Source organism: Amycolatopsis sp. DSM 110486 (assembly GCF_019468465.1).
In the GTDB taxonomy this organism is placed as follows: domain Bacteria; phylum Actinomycetota; class Actinomycetes; order Mycobacteriales; family Pseudonocardiaceae; genus Amycolatopsis.
The window spans coordinates 3,312,125-3,328,994 of record NZ_CP080519.1; the positions used below are offsets into that span (position 1 = coordinate 3,312,125).

Annotated in this window: 21 protein-coding genes and 1 pseudogene; 15 read left to right on the top strand and 7 right to left on the bottom strand. The window is 70.1% G+C overall.

The window, feature by feature from the left end:
• From pstC to K1T34_RS16010, 4 genes are all read right to left on the bottom strand, one after another.
• The gene (gene pstC, locus K1T34_RS15995; protein WP_220245054.1) at positions 1-921 is read right to left on the bottom strand and encodes a phosphate ABC transporter permease subunit PstC; all 921 of its coding nucleotides are present in this window, start codon (positions 919-921) and stop codon (positions 1-3) included.
• Between the two features lie 198 nt (positions 922-1,119).
• Positions 1,120-2,250 (bottom strand): phosphate ABC transporter substrate-binding protein PstS, encoded by a 1,131-nt coding sequence (gene pstS, locus K1T34_RS16000; RefSeq protein ID WP_220245055.1) that lies wholly within the window; start codon positions 2,248-2,250, stop codon positions 1,120-1,122.
• 223 nt (positions 2,251-2,473) lie between these two features.
• The gene (gene mshD, locus K1T34_RS16005; RefSeq protein WP_370643703.1) at positions 2,474-3,388 is read right to left on the bottom strand and encodes a mycothiol synthase; all 915 of its coding nucleotides are present in this window, start codon (positions 3,386-3,388) and stop codon (positions 2,474-2,476) included.
• Between the two features lie 61 nt (positions 3,389-3,449).
• Positions 3,450-4,187 carry a response regulator transcription factor gene (locus K1T34_RS16010; RefSeq protein ID WP_220245056.1) on the bottom strand — a complete coding sequence of 246 codons (738 nt, stop codon included), beginning with the start codon at positions 4,185-4,187 and terminating at the stop codon, positions 3,450-3,452.
• 177 nt (positions 4,188-4,364) lie between these two features.
• Here K1T34_RS16010 and K1T34_RS16015 point away from each other — a divergent pair, with 177 nt between their 5' ends.
• From K1T34_RS16015 to K1T34_RS16035, 6 genes are all read left to right on the top strand, one after another.
• A complete protein-coding gene (locus K1T34_RS16015; RefSeq protein WP_220245057.1) occupies positions 4,365-5,264 on the top strand; it encodes a DUF2993 domain-containing protein in 900 nt (299 codons plus the stop codon).
• A 7-nt stretch (positions 5,265-5,271) separates the two neighbouring features.
• Positions 5,272-5,718 carry a thioredoxin family protein gene (locus K1T34_RS16020; protein WP_220245058.1) on the top strand — a complete coding sequence of 149 codons (447 nt, stop codon included), beginning with the start codon at positions 5,272-5,274 and terminating at the stop codon, positions 5,716-5,718.
• A 102-nt stretch (positions 5,719-5,820) separates the two neighbouring features.
• Positions 5,821-5,919 (top strand): putative leader peptide, encoded by a 99-nt coding sequence (locus K1T34_RS54705; RefSeq protein WP_360585614.1) that lies wholly within the window; start codon positions 5,821-5,823, stop codon positions 5,917-5,919.
• An 81-nt stretch (positions 5,920-6,000) separates the two neighbouring features.
• A complete protein-coding gene (locus tag K1T34_RS16025; protein WP_220245059.1) occupies positions 6,001-6,432 on the top strand; it encodes a DUF4395 domain-containing protein in 432 nt (143 codons plus the stop codon).
• Between the two features lie 33 nt (positions 6,433-6,465).
• Positions 6,466-7,302: a sulfurtransferase gene (locus tag K1T34_RS16030; RefSeq protein WP_220245060.1), complete on the top strand. Its 837-nt coding sequence runs from the start codon at positions 6,466-6,468 to the stop codon at positions 7,300-7,302.
• The gene (locus K1T34_RS16035) at positions 7,303-7,611 is read left to right on the top strand and encodes a DUF1416 domain-containing protein (protein ID WP_220245061.1); all 309 of its coding nucleotides are present in this window, start codon (positions 7,303-7,305) and stop codon (positions 7,609-7,611) included.
• Positions 7,612-7,728: 117 nt separating this feature from the next.
• Here the strand turns inward: K1T34_RS16035 and K1T34_RS54710 are convergent.
• Positions 7,729-8,130: pseudogene (locus K1T34_RS54710) on the bottom strand (MerR family DNA-binding transcriptional regulator); the annotation flags it as partial.
• Positions 8,131-8,187: 57 nt separating this feature from the next.
• Between K1T34_RS54710 and K1T34_RS16045 the strand changes: the two are divergent.
• From K1T34_RS16045 to K1T34_RS16060, 4 genes are all read left to right on the top strand, one after another.
• Entirely contained in the window at positions 8,188-8,802 is a 615-nt protein-coding gene (locus K1T34_RS16045; RefSeq protein WP_220245062.1) for an FABP family protein, read from the top strand.
• A 329-nt stretch (positions 8,803-9,131) separates the two neighbouring features.
• Positions 9,132-9,740 carry a 5-oxoprolinase subunit PxpB gene (gene pxpB, locus K1T34_RS16050; RefSeq protein WP_220245063.1) on the top strand — a complete coding sequence of 203 codons (609 nt, stop codon included), beginning with the start codon at positions 9,132-9,134 and terminating at the stop codon, positions 9,738-9,740.
• Positions 9,740-10,588 (top strand): biotin-dependent carboxyltransferase family protein, encoded by an 849-nt coding sequence (locus K1T34_RS16055; RefSeq protein WP_220245064.1) that lies wholly within the window; start codon positions 9,740-9,742, stop codon positions 10,586-10,588. Before pxpB ends, K1T34_RS16055 begins: the two co-directional genes overlap by 1 nt.
• Positions 10,589-10,593: 5 nt before the next feature.
• On the top strand, positions 10,594-11,037 hold the full coding sequence (locus K1T34_RS16060) for a hypothetical protein (RefSeq protein WP_220247230.1): 444 nt from the start codon (positions 10,594-10,596) through the stop codon (positions 11,035-11,037).
• On the opposite strand, the gene K1T34_RS16065 is transcribed toward K1T34_RS16060, so the two are convergent.
• Positions 11,019-11,864, bottom strand: coding sequence for an aminodeoxychorismate lyase (locus K1T34_RS16065; protein WP_220245065.1), 846 nt, complete (start codon positions 11,862-11,864; stop codon positions 11,019-11,021). The genes K1T34_RS16060 and K1T34_RS16065 overlap by 19 nt on opposite strands.
• Positions 11,865-11,895: 31 nt before the next feature.
• Between K1T34_RS16065 and K1T34_RS16070 the strand changes: the two genes are divergently transcribed.
• The 3 genes from K1T34_RS16070 to K1T34_RS16080 are packed head-to-tail and all read left to right on the top strand — an operon-like array spanning position 11,896 to position 14,613.
• Entirely contained in the window at positions 11,896-13,062 is a 1,167-nt protein-coding gene (locus K1T34_RS16070; RefSeq protein WP_220245066.1) for a folate-binding protein YgfZ, read from the top strand.
• A 49-nt stretch (positions 13,063-13,111) separates the two neighbouring features.
• Complete coding sequence (locus tag K1T34_RS16075; protein WP_220245067.1) at positions 13,112-13,678, top strand: aerial mycelium formation protein; 567 nt, start codon at positions 13,112-13,114, stop codon at positions 13,676-13,678.
• Positions 13,675-14,613 carry an asparaginase gene (locus K1T34_RS16080; RefSeq protein WP_220245068.1) on the top strand — a complete coding sequence of 313 codons (939 nt, stop codon included), beginning with the start codon at positions 13,675-13,677 and terminating at the stop codon, positions 14,611-14,613. The genes K1T34_RS16075 and K1T34_RS16080 overlap by 4 nt, the downstream gene beginning before the upstream one ends.
• Here the strand turns inward: K1T34_RS16080 and K1T34_RS16085 are convergent.
• The gene (locus tag K1T34_RS16085) at positions 14,594-15,490 is read right to left on the bottom strand and encodes a hypothetical protein (protein ID WP_220245069.1); all 897 of its coding nucleotides are present in this window, start codon (positions 15,488-15,490) and stop codon (positions 14,594-14,596) included. The two genes, K1T34_RS16080 and K1T34_RS16085, sit on opposite strands and share 20 nt — an antisense overlap.
• Positions 15,491-15,697: 207 nt before the next feature.
• Here K1T34_RS16085 and K1T34_RS16090 point away from each other — a divergent pair, with 207 nt between their 5' ends.
• The gene (locus K1T34_RS16090; protein ID WP_220245070.1) at positions 15,698-15,886 is read left to right on the top strand and encodes a DUF3073 domain-containing protein; all 189 of its coding nucleotides are present in this window, start codon (positions 15,698-15,700) and stop codon (positions 15,884-15,886) included.
• A 103-nt stretch (positions 15,887-15,989) separates the two neighbouring features.
• On the top strand, positions 15,990-16,844 hold the full coding sequence (locus K1T34_RS16095; RefSeq protein WP_220245071.1) for a 3-hydroxybutyryl-CoA dehydrogenase: 855 nt from the start codon (positions 15,990-15,992) through the stop codon (positions 16,842-16,844).
• The last annotated feature ends 26 nt before the right edge of the window (positions 16,845-16,870 follow it).

Sequence of the window (16,870 nt, forward strand, 5' to 3'; positions counted from 1 at the left end):
TCAGTCCCCCTTCTTGCTGATGACGGAGCGGGCGGCGAAGTTCACCAGGAACGTCAGCACGAACAGCACCAGACCGGCGGCGATGTACGCGCCGGCCGAGGTGGCGTTGTTGAACTCGCTGTAGTTCGCGGCGATCTTCGACGCGAACGTCGCACCGCCGTCGAAGAGGCTCCAGTCGAAGTTGCGGCCCTGCGGGATGAGCAGGATGACCGCGAGCGCGATGGTCTCACCGAGCGCGCGGCCGAGGCCCAGCATCGACGCGCCGACGTAACCGGCCTTGCCGAACGGCAGCACCGTGGTGCGGATGACCTCCCAGCGGGTGGCCCCCAGCGCCAGCGCGCCTTCGATGTGCGGGGTCGGCGTGCGCTCGAAGACCTCGCGCGAGAGCGACGTGATGATCGGCAGGATCATCACCGCCAGCACGATGCCGGCCGTGAAAATCGTGCCGCGCACGTTGGGCTGCACGTTGCCCGGCGCGAAGAGCGGGAACCACGAGAACGTGGAGTTCACCCACAGCGAGAACGGCTCGATCGCCGGGGCGAACACGATGATGCCCCACAGGCCGAAGATGATCGACGGCACGGCGGCCAGCAGGTCGATCACGTAGGCGAACCCGCGGGCGAGCCGCTTCGGCGCGTACTGGGTGAGGAACAGGGCGATGCCGAGCGACACCGGCATGGCGATGATCAGCGCCACCACGGAGGTGGCCACGGTGACCTCGAACAGGTCGGCAATGCCGAACGCCATGTTCTCCGGGTCGTTCGTCGACCACCCGTGGTTGAACAGGAAGTTGACCTTGTCGACCCGCAGCGCCGGGATGGCCTGGATGATCAGGAAGATCCCGATCAGGCCGATCAGAGCCACGATGAAGATGCCGGCCCCGGTGGTCAGGTTCTGGAAGATGCGGTCACCGGCCCGCACCTTCTTCGGCTTCTCCTGCGCGGGTGGCCTTTCGGGCGCCGGCGCGGATGTTGTGTCCGAAATCGGATCCTCCGGGAACGCTCGGGCGGACGACGAACGCCCACCGGGGGTGCCGGTGGGCGTTCGCGTCGAGGATGACTCGCTCATCGACTGGTTAGGTCCTGCGTGTACTTGTTATTCAGCCAAGTCGAGGATAAGTCAGGAGATCGCCTTGACGGCGGTCAGCACCTTGTCCTGCAGGCTCTGCGGGATCGGCACGTAGCCCTTGCTCGACAGCTGCTGCTGGCCGGTCGTCGCCGACGTGGTCAGGAACGCCTTGACGGCCTTCGAGACGTCCGGGTTCGAGTACTTCGAGCACACCAGCTCGTAGGTCGTGAGCAGCAGCGGGTAGGCACCGGCGACGTTGCTCGCGTAGATCTTGTTCAGGTCGAGCGCGAGGTCGTTGGAGCCCGGGTTCAGGAAGGTCGCGGAGTCGAGGGACTTCGCGACGTTCTCGGCGGACAGCTCGACGCCGCCGGAGCCGCTGTCGATCAGGGCCGGGGTGACGCCGTCCTTGGCGAACGCGCCCTCCACGTACGTGATCGAGCCGTCGGCACCCTTGACCGTGGTGGCGACACCGTTCGAGCCGGAAGCACCGTTACCGACGCCACCGTTGAACTTCTTGCCCGCGCCCTTGGTCCAGTCGGCCTTGGCAGCCGCGCCGAGGTACTTCTGGAAGTTGTCGGTGGTGCCCGACTCGTCCGAGCGGGAGACGACCTGGATCGCCTTGTCCGGGAAGGTGAAGCTCTCGTTGCCCTTGATCGCCTTGATGGCCGGGTCGTTCCACTTCGTGATGCCACCGCTGAAGATCTTCGCGATCACGGACGGCGTGAGAACGAGCTTGTCGACACCCGACAGGTGGTAACCGACGGCCACCGGGCCGACGACCATCGGGATGTTCCACGCCGGGGAGGCGCAGCGCTTGTTGGCGGCCTCGAGGTCGGCGCCGGTGGCCGGGGAGTCCGTGCCGCCGAAGTCGACCTGGTTGCCGTTGAACTGCTTGACACCCGCGCCCGAGCCGCTGGCGGTGTAGTTGACCTGCTGGCCACTGCACTGCTTGCCGTAGGCGAGCTTGAAGACGTCGATGGCGTTGTTCTGAGCCGTCGAGCCCTCACCGGACAGCGGGCTCTTGCCACCGCAGTCGACCTGCGCGGTGCCGGTGGCGGCGGGGGCGGCGGCCGAGCTGGAGTTGCTGCTGTTGCTCGCCGCAGGGTCGCTACCACAGGCAGCGAGCACCAGGGCGGCGCTCGCCACGATGCCCACGGCACCAAGGGGCCGCATGATCTTCACTGCATTTCCTCCACTCGGAGACTTCGCCGGATCGGCGCGCGTCTCAGCGCGCCGGATCCGGACATTAGGCAGCCCCGATGGACGGTCCCCCTTGCTCACATGAACGCAAAGTGAACAAGGCACCGTATGTGAGCAGGGCGACTACGCCGAAAGGGTGTCGTGTCCCTGCCGTGACCTGCATGTACGCAGAAAGTAACACGGGGCATGCCCCCGTCGACGGTGACTACCGACCGTACTGAACGTCGGTTTCGAAACGCGTGAACCCCAGTTTCGAATAGACCGTCAGTGCCGGTGCGTTGTCGCCCTCGACGTAAAGGATTACTCGGCGTAATCCCTTCTCGCGCAAGTACCTTAGGCCCGCGAGTGTCAGCGCCTTACCGAGACCGCCACCCTGTGTGCCCGGATCGACGCCCACGACGTAGACCTCCCCGACCGGCTCACCGCCGAAGCGGCCGGGCACGGGCTCGTGCACCTTCGTCCAGTGGAAGCCGACAACGTCGCCGTTCTCGTTCTCCGCCAGGAAGAAACCGGCCGGGTCGAACCACGGCTGCCGTTCTTCGGCGCGCAGCTCGTCGACGCTGAACGCGCCCTGCTCCGGGTGCCAGTCGAACGCGCGGGCGTTGACGGCGATCATGGCCTCTTCGTCCTGCCCCGGCACGAAGGTGCGCAGCCGCAGGCCTTCGCGCAGCACGGGTTCGGGCCAGTCGGCGCCTTCGACCTCGACGTGCAGGATCAGCAGCTCGCGCTGCCGGCCGAGGCCGAAGTCCTTCGCCAGGGCGGCGGCCGCGGCGCTGTCCCCGTGGGCCCAGACGCGGGCGCCCTCGGCGGCCTTCGCGTCGAGCTCGCGGGCCAGCGCGGTGCCGACACCGCGGCGGCGGTAGTCGGGGTGCACCACGACCTCCGCAACTTGGCGGCCGTAGGAGTCGCCCTCGGTGTCGAGGTGCGCGTAGCCGGCGGGCTTGCCGTCGAGGCGCGCGAGCAGGTGCAGCCCGCCCGCGAACTCGCGCGGCAACGGACCGGTCGCGTCGACCTCGGGCCGCCCGTCGGCCGCCTTCGCCGCGAGCAGCACCTCACGCACCGCTTCCGCCGCGTCAGCCCCGAGTTCGGCCGTCCAGCCCGTCAGCTCTGTTTCCGCCACGAAGCCGACATTACCCACGCGCAGCGCCGCGTGAAGGGGCTCGTTGGGGGAATCACGCGCGTCAGCGGTTGATGTACTCGGGCACGGATTCGATGGCCGGCGCCGGCTGCTTCGGACCGGACTTCGCCGGGCGCTCGAACTTGTAGCCGACATTGCGGACGGTGCCGATCATCTGCTCGTGCTCCGGGCCCAGCTTGGCGCGCAGGCGCCGCACGTGGACGTCGACCGTGCGCGTGCCGCCGAAGAAGTCGTAACCCCAGACCTCCTGCAGCAGCTGCGCGCGGGTGAAGACACGCCCGGCGTGCTGCGCGAGGTACTTCAGGAGCTCGAACTCCTTGTACGTGAGCTCGAGGGTGCGCTTGCGCAGGCGTGCGGTGTAGGTGGCCTCGTCGATCACGAGGTCGCCCACGCGCAGCTCGGCCTCGACCTGGCCGGAGACGCCGTCGCGGGTCGTCACGAGCCGCAGGCGCGCGTCGACTTCGGCAGGGCCCGCGGTCGGCAGGAGGATGTCGTCGGTGCGCCACTCGGAGCTCACGGCCACCAGGCCGCCTTCGCCGACGACGGCGATCACGGGCGTGCTCGCCTCGTCGTCGCCGGCGCCCTTGAGCAGGCGGCAGAGGCTCTTCGCCGAGGCGAGGTCGCTGCGGGCGTCGAGCAGGATGACGTCGCGGTGCCCGGCGTCGAGCAGGGCCGTCACCTCGGGCTCGCGGACGCGTACGGTGTGGGGCAGCAGATCCAGCGCGGGAAGCACAGAGGTGGGGTCGGCTTCCGCGGTAAGTACCAGAAGGTCCAGGCTCATGGAGCCACACCGCCTTCACAAAGTCAGGGCCTGGCGCACGGCCTCGAACGTGGGCCTCGGTCGATGCTGAGTGAGAATACCGGGTGAACAACACGTCACCTAGCTCGTGCTGGATCGATCACACCTGGCCGAACCCCAGGAAGCGCCCCGGCCCCGACGAACAGGAGAACCGACGCGATGGTGAGCAGGCCCGTGACGCGGGACGACCGACCGGCTCCTCGGCCGGACAACCGGCGTCGCGGACGGCGCGTCCGCCGCTGGGTAATCGTGCTCGGGGTCATCGTGATCCTGCTGGTCGGAGCCGATTTCGGGGCCGCCGCGTTCGCCGAGCACACGATCTCCCAGAAGGCGCGCGAGCAGCTCGGCCTGACCGACGACCCGTCGGTCGACATCCACGGTTTCCCGTTCCTCACGCAGGCGCTCTCGGGTGACTACAGTCACATCACCGTATCGGCCGACGGCGTACCCGTGGGCGGTGAGCTGCGCGATCTTGGCGTGAGCGCCGAACTCGAAGACGTAACAGCGCCGTTGTCGGACCTCACCGCGGGCAACACGAAAAACGTGAAGATCGGCAAGCTCACCGGCGCCGTGACGATCAAGGCGTCGGACATCGCGCGCATCTCGCCGCTGGACAAGATCCAGAACCTGCGCATCGACCAGAGCACCGAGGCCTACGTCAAGTACGGCGACACCGACCAGGGCCAGGAGCCGGACCCGACCCCCACCAACGCGGCGGGCGAGCCGGAGGACGGCAACACCGCCGGCATGCGCCTGTCGGGTGACGTGCAGGTGGCCGGTCAGAAGGTGGAGATCTTCTGCTTCGCGCTGATCGAGCTCAAGGACAAGACGATCACGATCACCCCCCACCGGCTGCAGTTCGGGAATGACCACGAGACCACCGTCGTTCCGGAGTCAGTGCAGAAGGCTCTCCTGCCGAACTTCCGCGCCTCGATCGACACGGGCACGCTGCCGCTCTCGGTCACCCCGACCGCGGTGCGCGTGGACAGCGGTTCCGTGACGATCACGGGCGAGGCGACCAACGTGAACTTCTCGGACCTGACGACGTCGAAGGGGTGAGTGCCCGGTGACCGGAGTCTGGGTGCTGCTGGCCACGCTGGTGGTCGCGGTTCTGGCCGGCCTGCTGCTGAAGGCCCGCAACGGACGGGTGCGCGCGGCCAAACCGGCTGCCGCGGCCCGCGACCTCGCCCAACTGCCCGCTCCGGTCGCCGAAGCGCTCGACCCGGCCTCGGCCGTCACGCTCGTGCAGATCTCCACCACGTTCTGCGCGCCGTGCCGCCACACGCGCGCGATCCTGTCGGCGCTGGCCGACAAGACCGAGGGGCTGCACCACGTCGACCTCGACGTGACCGAACAGCCCGAGGTCGCCCACGCCCTGTCCGTGCTGCGCACCCCCACCACGCTCGCGCTGACCGCCGACGGCCGCGAGCTGCTGCGCGTGGGCGGCGTGCCAAAGGGCCCGGAGCTGCTCGAAGCCCTGCGTCCGCACCTGGCCGAAGCCGACGTTCGCTGACCGGCGGAGACCGCCTCACCGGCTGTTTCCCAATGGGCGGGACTCGTCCCAAGGTATGAACGCGGTTCCCAGCCGGTTGGAGCACTGAGTACCCTCGCTGACGTGGACGAGCTGCCCATCACCCTCCTGACGCAGCGCCGCGCGGTGGATTTGTGCCGCGTGCGCAGCAGCTTGTGTCCGCGCTCGTCGCGCCGGCACTGAAGCACGTCGTCCGCCGGTTTTCGCACGCTCTACCGTCCGTGCTCTCGCACGCCCCTCGCCTCGCCCTCAGCAGGAGGAACCATGCCCGCCGGACCGGCTGTCGACCCGCGTGGCCCGCGGTTCGCCGCGATCATCACCACCGTCGTGCTCGCCGTGGTGCTCGTGACGCAGTGGTGGCCGCTGCTGGCCCTGCAGACCGTGATCTTCGCGATCGGCGCGTTCGTCGGTCTGAAGCCGGCGCCGTACTCCGTGCTGTACCGCGCGCTCGTCGCGCCGCGGCTCGGCCCGCCGACCGAGCGCGAGGACGCGGCGCCGCTGCGGTTCGCGCAGGCCGTGGGCTTCGTGTTCGCGCTCGTGGGCACGATCGGCTTCGTCGCCGGCGTGGCCCCGCTCGGCATCGTCGCGACGGCGTTCGCGCTGTTCGCCGCGTTCCTCAACGGCGCGTTCAACTTCTGCCTCGGCTGCGAGATGTACCTGCTGCTCAAGCGCTTCAGCCCCGCGCGGGCTTCCTAGCAGTTCCAAACCCCAGAAGGAGAGTTCGCTTCCATGAGCCGTGAAGACGCCCTGGTCACCACTCAGTGGGCCGAGGAGAACCTGGACACACCCGGCGTGGTGTTCGTCGAGGTCGACGAGGACACGACCGCCTACGACGCCGGGCACATCCGCGGTGCGGTGAAGCTCGACTGGCGCAACGACCTGCAGGACGGCGTGCGCCGTGACTTCGTGAACAAGGCCGCGTTCGAGAAGCTGCTCTCGGAGAAGGGCATCTCGGACGACGACCGCGTGGTCCTCTACGGCGGCAACAACAACTGGTTCGCCGCCTACGCATACTGGTACTTCAAGCTCTACGGCCACCAGAACGTGCAGCTGCTCGACGGCGGCCGCAAGAAGTGGGAGCTCGACGGCCGTGAGCTCAACGCCGACGACGTGAAGCGCGACGCCACCGAGTATCACGCCACCGAACAGGACCTCTCGCTGCGCGCGTTCCGCGACGAGGTCGTGGAGGCCATCGGTGCGAAGAACTTCGTCGACGTGCGTTCGCCCGACGAGTTCTCCGGCAAGCTGCTCGCCCCGGCGCACCTGCCGCAGGAGCAGTCCCAGGTGCCGGGCCACATCCCGGGCGCGCTGAACGTGCCGTGGGCCAAGGTCGCCAACGAGGACGGCACCTTCAAGACCGAGAACGAGATCAAGGACCTCTATACCGAGGCCGGCATCGACGACGCGAAGGCGACCATCGCGTACTGCCGCATCGGTGAGCGTTCGTCCATCGCGTGGTTCGCGCTGCACGAGCTGCTCGGCTACTCCGACGTGAAGAACTACGACGGTTCGTGGACGGAATACGGCTCGCTGGTCGGCGTGCCGGTCGAGTTGGGAGCGAAATAGATGGCTGACGACGGTTGCGGCGCCCCGGTCCAGGTGGCCACGCCCGCTGACTTCGACACCAACGGTCAGGTCGTGCTGGCCGGCAAGGTGACCGGCTCCGACGGCCCGCTGGGCGGCGCGTTCGTGCGCCTGCTCGACGGCGGCGGCGACTTCACCGGCGAGGTGGTCGCCTCGCCCGAGGGCGACTTCCGCTTCTACGCCGCGCCGGGCTCGTGGACGGTGCGCGCGCTGCACCGCACGGGCAACGGCGAGGCCTCCGTCACCGCCGAAGGCCCGGGTCTGCACCAGCTGGCGATCTCGGTCGGCTGACTCGCTTTTCCGTGAAGGGGCCCCAGGGATTTTTCCTGGGGCCCCTTCACTTTTGATCAGCGCGATGTCGTCGAGGCTGAGCAAACCCGTGTCCTGCAACATCTTCACGATGGTCAGCCGGTGCAGCTCGGCCTCGCCGTAGAGGCGTTTGCCCGAGCGGCGCGTGGCCGGGCGCACGAGCCCGCGTTCGTCCCAGTAGCGCGGCGCCGACACCGCGACGCCGAGCTTCGCGGCCGTCTCTCCGATGGACCACATCCCGGCGGACCGTCGGCCACCGTCAACGCCGCCCGCCAGACGGGCACGGCCCTCGGGGTGGCCGCGCTCGGCGCCCTCCTCGCGGACGGCGCGAACCTGGCGGCCGGGCTGCACGCGGCCATGGCCGTGGCCGGTGGCGTGCTGCTCGTCGTGACTGTGCTCACCGCGACGACCCTGCGCGGAGCCTGAGTGCCCCGGGCCGACTATTGTCCTCGCTGTGGAGACCCTGTTTACGATCCTGCTGGCCCTGGCGGCAGTCGCCATCGTGTGGTTCGCCTGCTATGTCGTCTACCGGCTGTACGCCGACCAGCGCTGAGCACCATGACCGCCAGTGGCGACGACGCCATCGCGGCCGCGGAGGAGCGCGCGGCGAGCACCCGCGCGCGCAACCTGCCGTTGTGGGACGACCTGCCCATCCCCAACGACACGGCCAACCTGCGCGAGGGCCCGAACCTGAACGACGCGTGCCTTGCGCTGCTGCCGATGGTCGGCGTCTGGCGCGGTGAGGGCGAGGTCGACTACCCCACCATCGAGGGGCCGGTCAAGTTCGCGCAGCAGCTCACCATCGCGCACGACGGCCGCCCGTTCCTCACGCACGAGGCCCGCGCGTGGCTGCTCGACGACGAGGGCAACGTCATCCGCCCCGCCGCCCGCGAGAGCGGGTTCTGGCGGCCGAAGGAGGACGACACGATCGAGCTGCTGCTCACGCACAGTTCCGGCATCGTGGAGCTCTACTACGGCAAGCCGCGCAACCAGACGTCGTGGGAGCTGGGCACCGACGCGGTGATCCGCACGGCCACGGCCAAGGACGTCACCGCGGCGCAGCGGCTCTACGGCCTCATCGAAGGCAGCCTCGGCTACGTCGAGGAGCGCGCGATGATGGGCCAGGAGATGCAGCCGCACGTGTCGGCTCTGCTGCACCGCGTCGTGGGCTGAGCAGGGCCGTTGCCAATCCGCCAAAAGCAGGCCGACCCCCACGCGGCACGTAACCGTTGCTACGAAGCCATTCGGCCGTGACTGTGGTCGGATTGGTAACGATCGGCACGGTTACCAATCCGGCCAAAAGCAGGCCGGCCCCCGCGCGGCACGTAACCGTTGCTGCGATGCCATTCGGCCGTGACTGTGGTCGGATTGGTAACGATCGGCACGGTTACCAATCCGACCAAAAGTAGGCCGGCCCCCGCGCGGCACGTAACCGTTGCTGCGATGCCATTCGGCCGTGACTGTGGTCGGATTGGTAACGATCGGCACAGTACGCTCTGTCCATGCTCTGGCGGCCCTGCGGCGAGCACGCCGCCCTGCTCGACTGCGACTCGCTCGCGCAGATGACCGCCGCCCGGGCCACGGTCGAGGCCGCCGGCGTCGACGGGATCGCCGACCTCGTGCCCGGGGCCCGCAGCCTGCTGGTGGTGGCGGAGCCCGGGTCACCCGCGCTCAAGTCGGTGCGGGAGCTGCTCGACGGCGCCGACCTCACGCACCCGCCCGCCGGGTCGCCGCGTGAGGTCACGCTGGACGTCCACTACGACGGCGAGGACCTGCCGCTCGTGGCGCGCGATGCCGGGGTCTCCGAGGCCGACGTCGTCAAGCTGCACACCGAAGCCCAGTACACCGTCGCGTTCACCGGCTTCGCGCCCGGTTTCGGCTACCTGACCGGGCTGCCGGACGCACTGCGGCAACCCCGGCTCGAGTCCCCGCGCACGAAGGTCCCCGCCGGGTCCGTGGGCATCGGGGGCGAGTTCACCGGCGTCTACCCGCGCGAGTCACCCGGGGGCTGGCGGCTGCTCGGGCACACCGACGCGACGCTGTTCGACCCGGCCGCCGAGCGGCCCGCGCTGTTCGCGCCCGGTGACCGCGTGCGCTTCCGGAGCGCGTGATGCGCGCGCTGGAGATCGTCCACACGGGACCGCTCGCGCTGGTGCAGGACCTCGGCCGGCCCGGATACGCGCACCTCGGCGTGCCCCCTTCCGGTGCTCTCGACGTCGCCGCCCTGCGCCTCGGCAACCGCCTGGTCGGCAACCCCGAGGACGCGGCCGGGATCGAAGCGTTGCTGGGTGGGCTTACCGTGCGGGCGACGGCGCCGTGCACGGTCGCCGTGACCGGACCCCTCGTGCCGGTGCAGGTGGACGACCGGCACGTCGGCTCCCACTCGGCCGTCTCGCTACGGGAGGGGCAAACGCTTGCGCTCGGTCACCCGTCGGCCGGTTTGCGCAGCTACGTGGCGGTTTCGGGCGGGATCGCCGTCGAGCCGGTGCTGGGCAGCCGCTCGCGGGACGTCCTGTCGGGCATCGGGCCGGAACCGCTGGAAGACGGCGTTTCGCTGCCGCTCGGCGCGGTCACCGGAGTGCCGGCGGGAGCCGACGTGGTGGTCGCCCCCGCGGCACCCGAGCGGCTCGTCGTGCCCGTGGTCCTCGGCCCGCGCGACGACTGGTTCACCGACCTCGTCGAGGGCCTCGGCGCGTGGTGGACGGTGACGCCGCAGTCCAACCGCGTCGGCCTGCGCCTCGACGGCCCGCCGCTGCGGCGCGCGAACACCGCCGAACTGCCCAGCGAGGGCCTCCTGACCGGCGCGATCCAGGTCCCGCCGAGCGGCCTGCCCGTCGTTTTCCTCGCCGACCACCCCACGACCGGCGGCTACCCGGTGGCCGCAGTGGTGAGACGCGGGTCACTCGGCGCACTCGCTCAGGCACGCCCTGGAACCTCTGTGCGGTTCCGCTCGTCTTGATGAGCGTGGAACGGGTAACGGTCGCGGGTGGGACAGGTGTCCTGGAGCTGAACAGGGTCCTGGAACGAAACGGTGGCACGCAGATGGAGCTGCCGCAGTCGTTGCGCATCGCGCTGGCCACGGGTCAGCTGCGCCGTCCGCTGGCCGAGACCCTGCGCGACCTGCTGGCCCTGCTCGTCGACGGGTGTTACCAGGTCGACGGCCCCGCCCGTCTCGACGCCGACGAGCCCCTCGTGCCCACCGCGACCTGGCCGCCCGACGACGAAGCGCGCGTCGCCTACTACCGCACCGCGATCCGGACCGGCCACCGTCCCGTGGCCGTCGTGCTGTCGGGCACCCGGCCGTTGATCCTGGTCGGGCACCACAAGATCGCCGCCTACGAGGCCGAAGGCGTGCGCGCGTCCGCCGTGGTGATCAGCGAGGCGCCGGCTCAGTACTCGCCTTCGTAGGCCGCCACCAGCTCGCGGTGCAGCTCCGCCGAGCCGGGCAGGGCGGTGCCGTCCAGCGTGTGCACGCGGGTGACGAGCCGGACCGACGACGCGAGGAACACTCCGTCGGCCGTCGCCAGGTCGGCGGCGGAGAACGGCTCCACCTTCACCGTCCAGCCCGCCTTCTCCGCACCGCGGAACAGCGCCGCCTGCGTGGTGCCCGGCAGGATCCCGACGGTGGACGGCGGCGTGTAGAGCGTGCGCTCGCGGGCCAGTACGACCGTGGACGTCGGGCCTTCCAGCACGGAACCGTCGGCAGCGGTGAAGATCACATCCTGTGCGCCACGACGGCCTGCCTCGCGCAGGGCGGCCATGTTCACGGCGTACGAAACGGTCTTCGCGCCCAGCAGCAGCCACGGCGCGCGCTCGGCGACCTCGGGTCCGAAGCCGCGTTCCAGTGTCACCGCGGCGACGCCCTCGGCGCGGGCGCGGCGCACCTTCTCGTCGATCTCCATGCCGATGGCGAACGCGGTCGGCGTGCCGGCCGGATCGCCGTCGACACCCCGCGTGAACACGAGTTTCAACGCGATTTCCCGACCACCGGCCCAGTTGTCGATCACGGCGCGGGCGGCCGTCTCGAAGGCGGCGAGGTCGGGCGCCGGCAGCTCCAGCATCGCCGCGGAACGGGCGAGTCGGTCGAGGTGCGGGCGCAGTTCCCGCGGTTTTTTATCAGCCACGAGGATGGTCTCGAACACCCCGTCTCCGCGCAGCAAACCGAGGTCGTCCACACGAATGTGGGCGGCTTCGGGGTCGGCCAGGGTTCCATCGAGGAAGGCGAGGACGCGCATAGTGTCACGGTACTCACCTAGTCTTGTGGTTATGGCCTACCGCTCGCCGTTGCTCGAAGCCCCCCGCTCGATCGCCGCGCCTGACGGACACCCCGAGGCGGGAGTTCCGTGGCACTGGGGCGATCCGTTCGCCGAGCAGCGCACCGCCGCCCGCGGCGTGGTCGTGATCGACCGCTCGCACCGCGAAGTCCTGGCTGTTTCAGGCGAAGAACGCTTGAGCTGGCTGCACCTCGTGATCTCCCAGCACGTGACGGAGCTGCCCGAAGGGTCCGGCACCGAAGCCCTCGTGCTCGACAGCCAGGGTCACGTCGACACGCACTTCGTGCTGGCACACCTCGACGGCACCGTCTGGCTCGACAGCGACCCCGGCCCCGTCGCGACGAGCGCACTGCCCAAGGGCGGCAAGCAGACGTTGCGTGAATACCTCGAGGCGATGAAGTTCTGGTCGAAGGTCGAGATCCGCGACGCCACAACGGAACTCGCCGTCCTCACCGTGCTCGGGCCCGAGTCCGAACGCGTGCTCACCGCGGTCGGGGTGGAGGTCGGCACCGAGCCGTATTCCGTGTCGGCGTTGCCCGGCGGCGGTTTCGCGCGCCGCATGCCGTGGCCGTCTCGGTCCAGTGTGGACCTTCTTGTGCCGCGCGAAGAGCTCGCGACGTGGTGGCAGCGCCTCACCGACGCGGGCGCGCGCCCGGCCGGCAGCTGGACGTTCGACGCGCTGCGCGTGGAATCGCGGCACCCGCGGGTCGGCGTGGACACCGACGACCGCGCCATCCCGCACGAGGTCGGCTGGATCGGCAGCGCCGCCCACGTGGCGAAGGGCTGCTACCGCGGCCAGGAAACCGTCGCGAAGGTGCACAACGTCGGGCGCCCGCCGCGCTACCTCGCGCTGCTGCACCTCGACGGTTCACCCGAGATCACGCCCGAAACAGGTGACCCGGTGCGCCTTGGCGAACGCGTGGTGGGCCGCGTGGGCACCGTCGTGCAGCACCACGAGCTCGGCCCGATCGCGCTGGCCCTGGTCAAGCGCTCCGTGCCCGCGGGCGCGGAACTGCTGGCCGGCCTGGGGAAAGACGACGCGGCCGAGGATTCTGAAAACAACACTGACCGCACCGTTCAGGCCATCGTGGACCCGGACTCCGTGCCGGGTGAGCACGCCGCCCCTGGTCGGGAGGCCGCACAACGGTTGCGGGGCTGAAGTGAACCCGGCGGTAGCATTGTCGGGGAATCTAGAGCAGGATGTGCCCGTGATCGAAGTGCGTCCCGGTGGGCGACGGCGGATCGACCGCGTCCTCGCCCCGGGATACCTCACCGGACTCGGCGACCTGCCGCTGCCGGTGCTGCGCGAACGCCGTGACGAGGCCGCGCAGGAGGAGACCGACCTCTCGTACCTGCGCCGGCTGCTGCACGCGCGGATCGACATCGTGCGCGCGGAGCAGCAGCGCCGGTCGTCCGGTGGCGTCAACAGCATCGTCGACCAGCTCGCCACGATCCTCGCCGACAACGCGCTCGGGCCCGCCACCGGTTCCGGGCGCCACCAGCAGCTCGAACCCTCGCGTGCCGGCGAGCACCGCCGCCACGCCGAGGCGCTGATCGGCGACACGGACCTCACCGACGTCGGCACGCTGTCCGACGGCAAGCTCGCCTCCGCGCTCGACACGTACGCCACCGAGGAGTCTTCGGTGTCCACGTTCCGGCGTCAGGTGCAAGGCGTGATGGACACCCTCAACGCCGAGATCGCCGGCCGCTACCAGCGCGGCTCCGCGACCGTCGACGAGCTGCTCGACTCCGAGCTCGGACGCACCGAAGAGTGACGGAACCGGTTCTCGTCGAGGTCGAGCGGTCCGGCCTCGTGGAAAGCGTGCACCGCGGTTCGCTCGTGATCACGGCGCCGGACGGCAGCGTGATCCACGAGGTCGGCGGCGTGACGAGTCCGGTGTTCCCGCGGTCGTCGACCAAACCCCTGCAGGGTGTCGGCATGCTGCGCGCCGGCCTGGACCACGACGGCGCGGACCTCGCGCTGGCCTGCGGTTCCCACTCCGGCGAGGCCGGCCACGTCGAGCGCGTCGCGGCAATGCTCGCGGCGGCCGGCCTCGACGAGTCGGCGCTGGCCTGCCCGCCCGCGTACCCGCTGCACGAGCCGACGATGCACGCGGCGACCGAACCGCTGCGCGTCACGATGAACTGCTCCGGCAAGCACGCCGGCATGCTCGCCACCTGCGTCGCCGCGGGCTGGCCGACCGACGGTTACGAGCAGTCGGGCCACCCGTTGCAGAAGGCACTCGCCGACACCGTGGTGGAGCTGACCGGGGAACCGATCGCCACCACCGGCGTCGACGGCTGCGGTGCGCCGCTGTTCGCCTACTCGCTCACCGGCCTGGCGCGGGCGTTCGGTCGGTTGGTGCGGGCTTCTGCGGGGTCCGAAGAGCTGCGCGTCGCCGACGCCATGCGCGCGCACCCGTGGCTGGTCGCCGGCACGGACCGGGAGGACACCGCGCTGATGGGCGCGGTGCCGGGGCTGCTGTCGAAGATCGGCGCCGAGGGCGTGCTGGCGTTCGCGCTGGCCGACGGCACGGCGGTGGCGCTGAAGATGTCGGACGGCGCGAAGCGCGGCTGCGCGCCGCTGGCCGTGGCGGTGCTCGCGTACCTGGGCGTGGACGTTTCCGACCTCGAAGCCCTCGCGAACCCGCCCGTGCTCGGGGGTGGCCGGCCCGTGGGCCGGCTGCGCGTCAGTTGGAGCGCTCCCTAGCCGCGAGGTCGCCCCAGAACTCGCGCAGCTCGGAGAACAGCTCGGCCAGCTCCTCGACGTTGCCGGTGCGCAGGGCCTCGAGGATGTCGTGGACCTCCTCGGCCGTGGTGTCGGACTCGAGGATCGCATCGGCGAACAGCTGTACCAGGCCGCCGTAGTCCAGTTCCACTACGGAGTCGGGGTCGAAGCTCTCCAGCCACTGGCGCGTCTGCGACAGCACGCGGCCCGGACCGGAGTCGCCGAACGCGGCCTCGATCAGCTCGCCGGCCTCGACCGCGCGGGTCAGCGCGTCGGACATCGACATGCGCCACGAAAGCTCGCGCACCGGATCGTCCTGGCCGGAGCCGAGCACGAGCTTGCGCTCGTCGGGGTCGACGAGGACGAACCACGGCAGCGGCACGGTCCAGGTGGTGGTGAGCGTGTGGGCGGCGGCCGTGGTCAGGTCGGCCATCGCGGCCTTCGTGCGCGAGCGGGCGCGGTCGGCCGAGACCCCGCCGGCGTCGAGCACGGCGTTCTTCAACGCCGGGGTCGCGTCGCCGAGGAACGTCACCAGCGCGGCGGCCGCGCGGGCGCGCAGTTCGAGCGGGCAGACGAACGGGCCGGCGCCGGGGTGCCCGGCCGGCACCTCCGCCGGGTCGAGCACGAGGACGTCGGTCAGCAAGCTCGGCGCGGGCCGGCCGTCGGCGAGCTCCGCGGGCAGCAACCGGGCGGGCGCGGCGGCCTGTGACTTGAGCCACACGGCCTGCTCGCGTTCGCCGATCGCGGCTCGGCGCAGCTTCGCCGCGGCGACGGCTTCACGCAGGCGGTCGTCGGGCGGGTCACCGAGCGCGAGCAGGGGTTCGTACACCCTCAGATACGCCACGAAGGGACGGAGCACCTGAGCATCGTGGCACGCCCACCTGCGCGGATCACCCCCGACAGGCCGGTAACCAGCGTCCGGCGGACACTGTCGCCACCGGCACACCGTGCCACGTCGCATCGAACCCCCGGGACACGGTACGGTGTGACCAGGAAAGAACTGTCGAGACGATGCGGGGCCGCCGATTCCCCCGGCCGCCCCGCCCCTGTGCGAGGGGGTCGAGCCATGGGGCGCGGCCGGGCTAAGGCCAAGCAGACGAAGGTGGCGCGCGAGCTCAAGTACAGCTCCCACGACACCGATTTCGATGCTTTGCAGCGCGAGCTGTCGAGTGATTCCTCTCCCGGCAACGGGCATGAGGACGAGGACGACAACGAGGACCCGTACGACGACGGGTACGACGAATACCGGCGTTGAGCAGACGCGAGACGCGAGGGTGGAGTCCGGGCACTGCCCGGCACCACCCTCGCGCGTCGCGTGCTGCCCATTTTCTGTGCCTGCGTGACGAAGGAGCTAGCCGGTGACAGACATTCAGCGAGTCGGCGTTGTGGGTGCCGGGCAGATGGGCTCGGGCATCGCCGAGGTGCACGCCAAGTCGGGTTTCGACGTGGTGATCACCGAGGTCAGCCGGCCTGCTCTCGACGCCGGCAAGGCGCGCATCGAGAAGTCGCTGCAGCGGGGCGTGAAGAACGGCAAGCTGTCGCCCGAGGACGCCGATGCGGCGCTGGGCCGGCTGCGCTTCACCACGGAGCTGGCCGAGCTCGCCGACCGTGACCTCGTGATCGAGGCGATCCTCGAGCAGGAACAGGCCAAGGTCGACGTTTTCGGGCAGCTCGACAAGATCGTCTCCCGGGAAGACGCGATCTTCGCGTCCAACACCTCGTCGATCCCGATCGTGAAGATCGCCATGGCCACGAACCGGCCGCAGCAGGTCGTCGGCATCCACTTCTTCAACCCCGTGCCGGTGCTGCCACTGGTGGAGCTGGTCCCGTCGCTGCTGACGGGCGACGACACGGCCCGCCGCGCCGAGGAGCACGCCGGGGCCTTGGGCAAGACGGTGATCCGCGCCCAGGACCGCGCCGGCTTCATCGTCAACTCGCTTTTGGTGCCCTACCTGCTCTCGGCGATCCGCATGGTCGAGTCCGGCTTCGCCACCGCCGAGGACATCGACCGCGGCATGGAGCTCGGCACCGCCCACCCGATGGGCCCGCTGCGCCTGTCGGACCTCATCGGCCTCGACACCGTGAAGGCCATCGCGGACTCGATGTACGACGAGTTCAAGGAGCCCCTCTACGCGGCCCCGCCGCTTCTCCTGCGCATGGTCGACGCGGGTCTGATGGGCAAGAAGTCCGGTCGGGGCTTCTACACCTACTGATTTTCGACGTGCTCGACGAGGCCAGG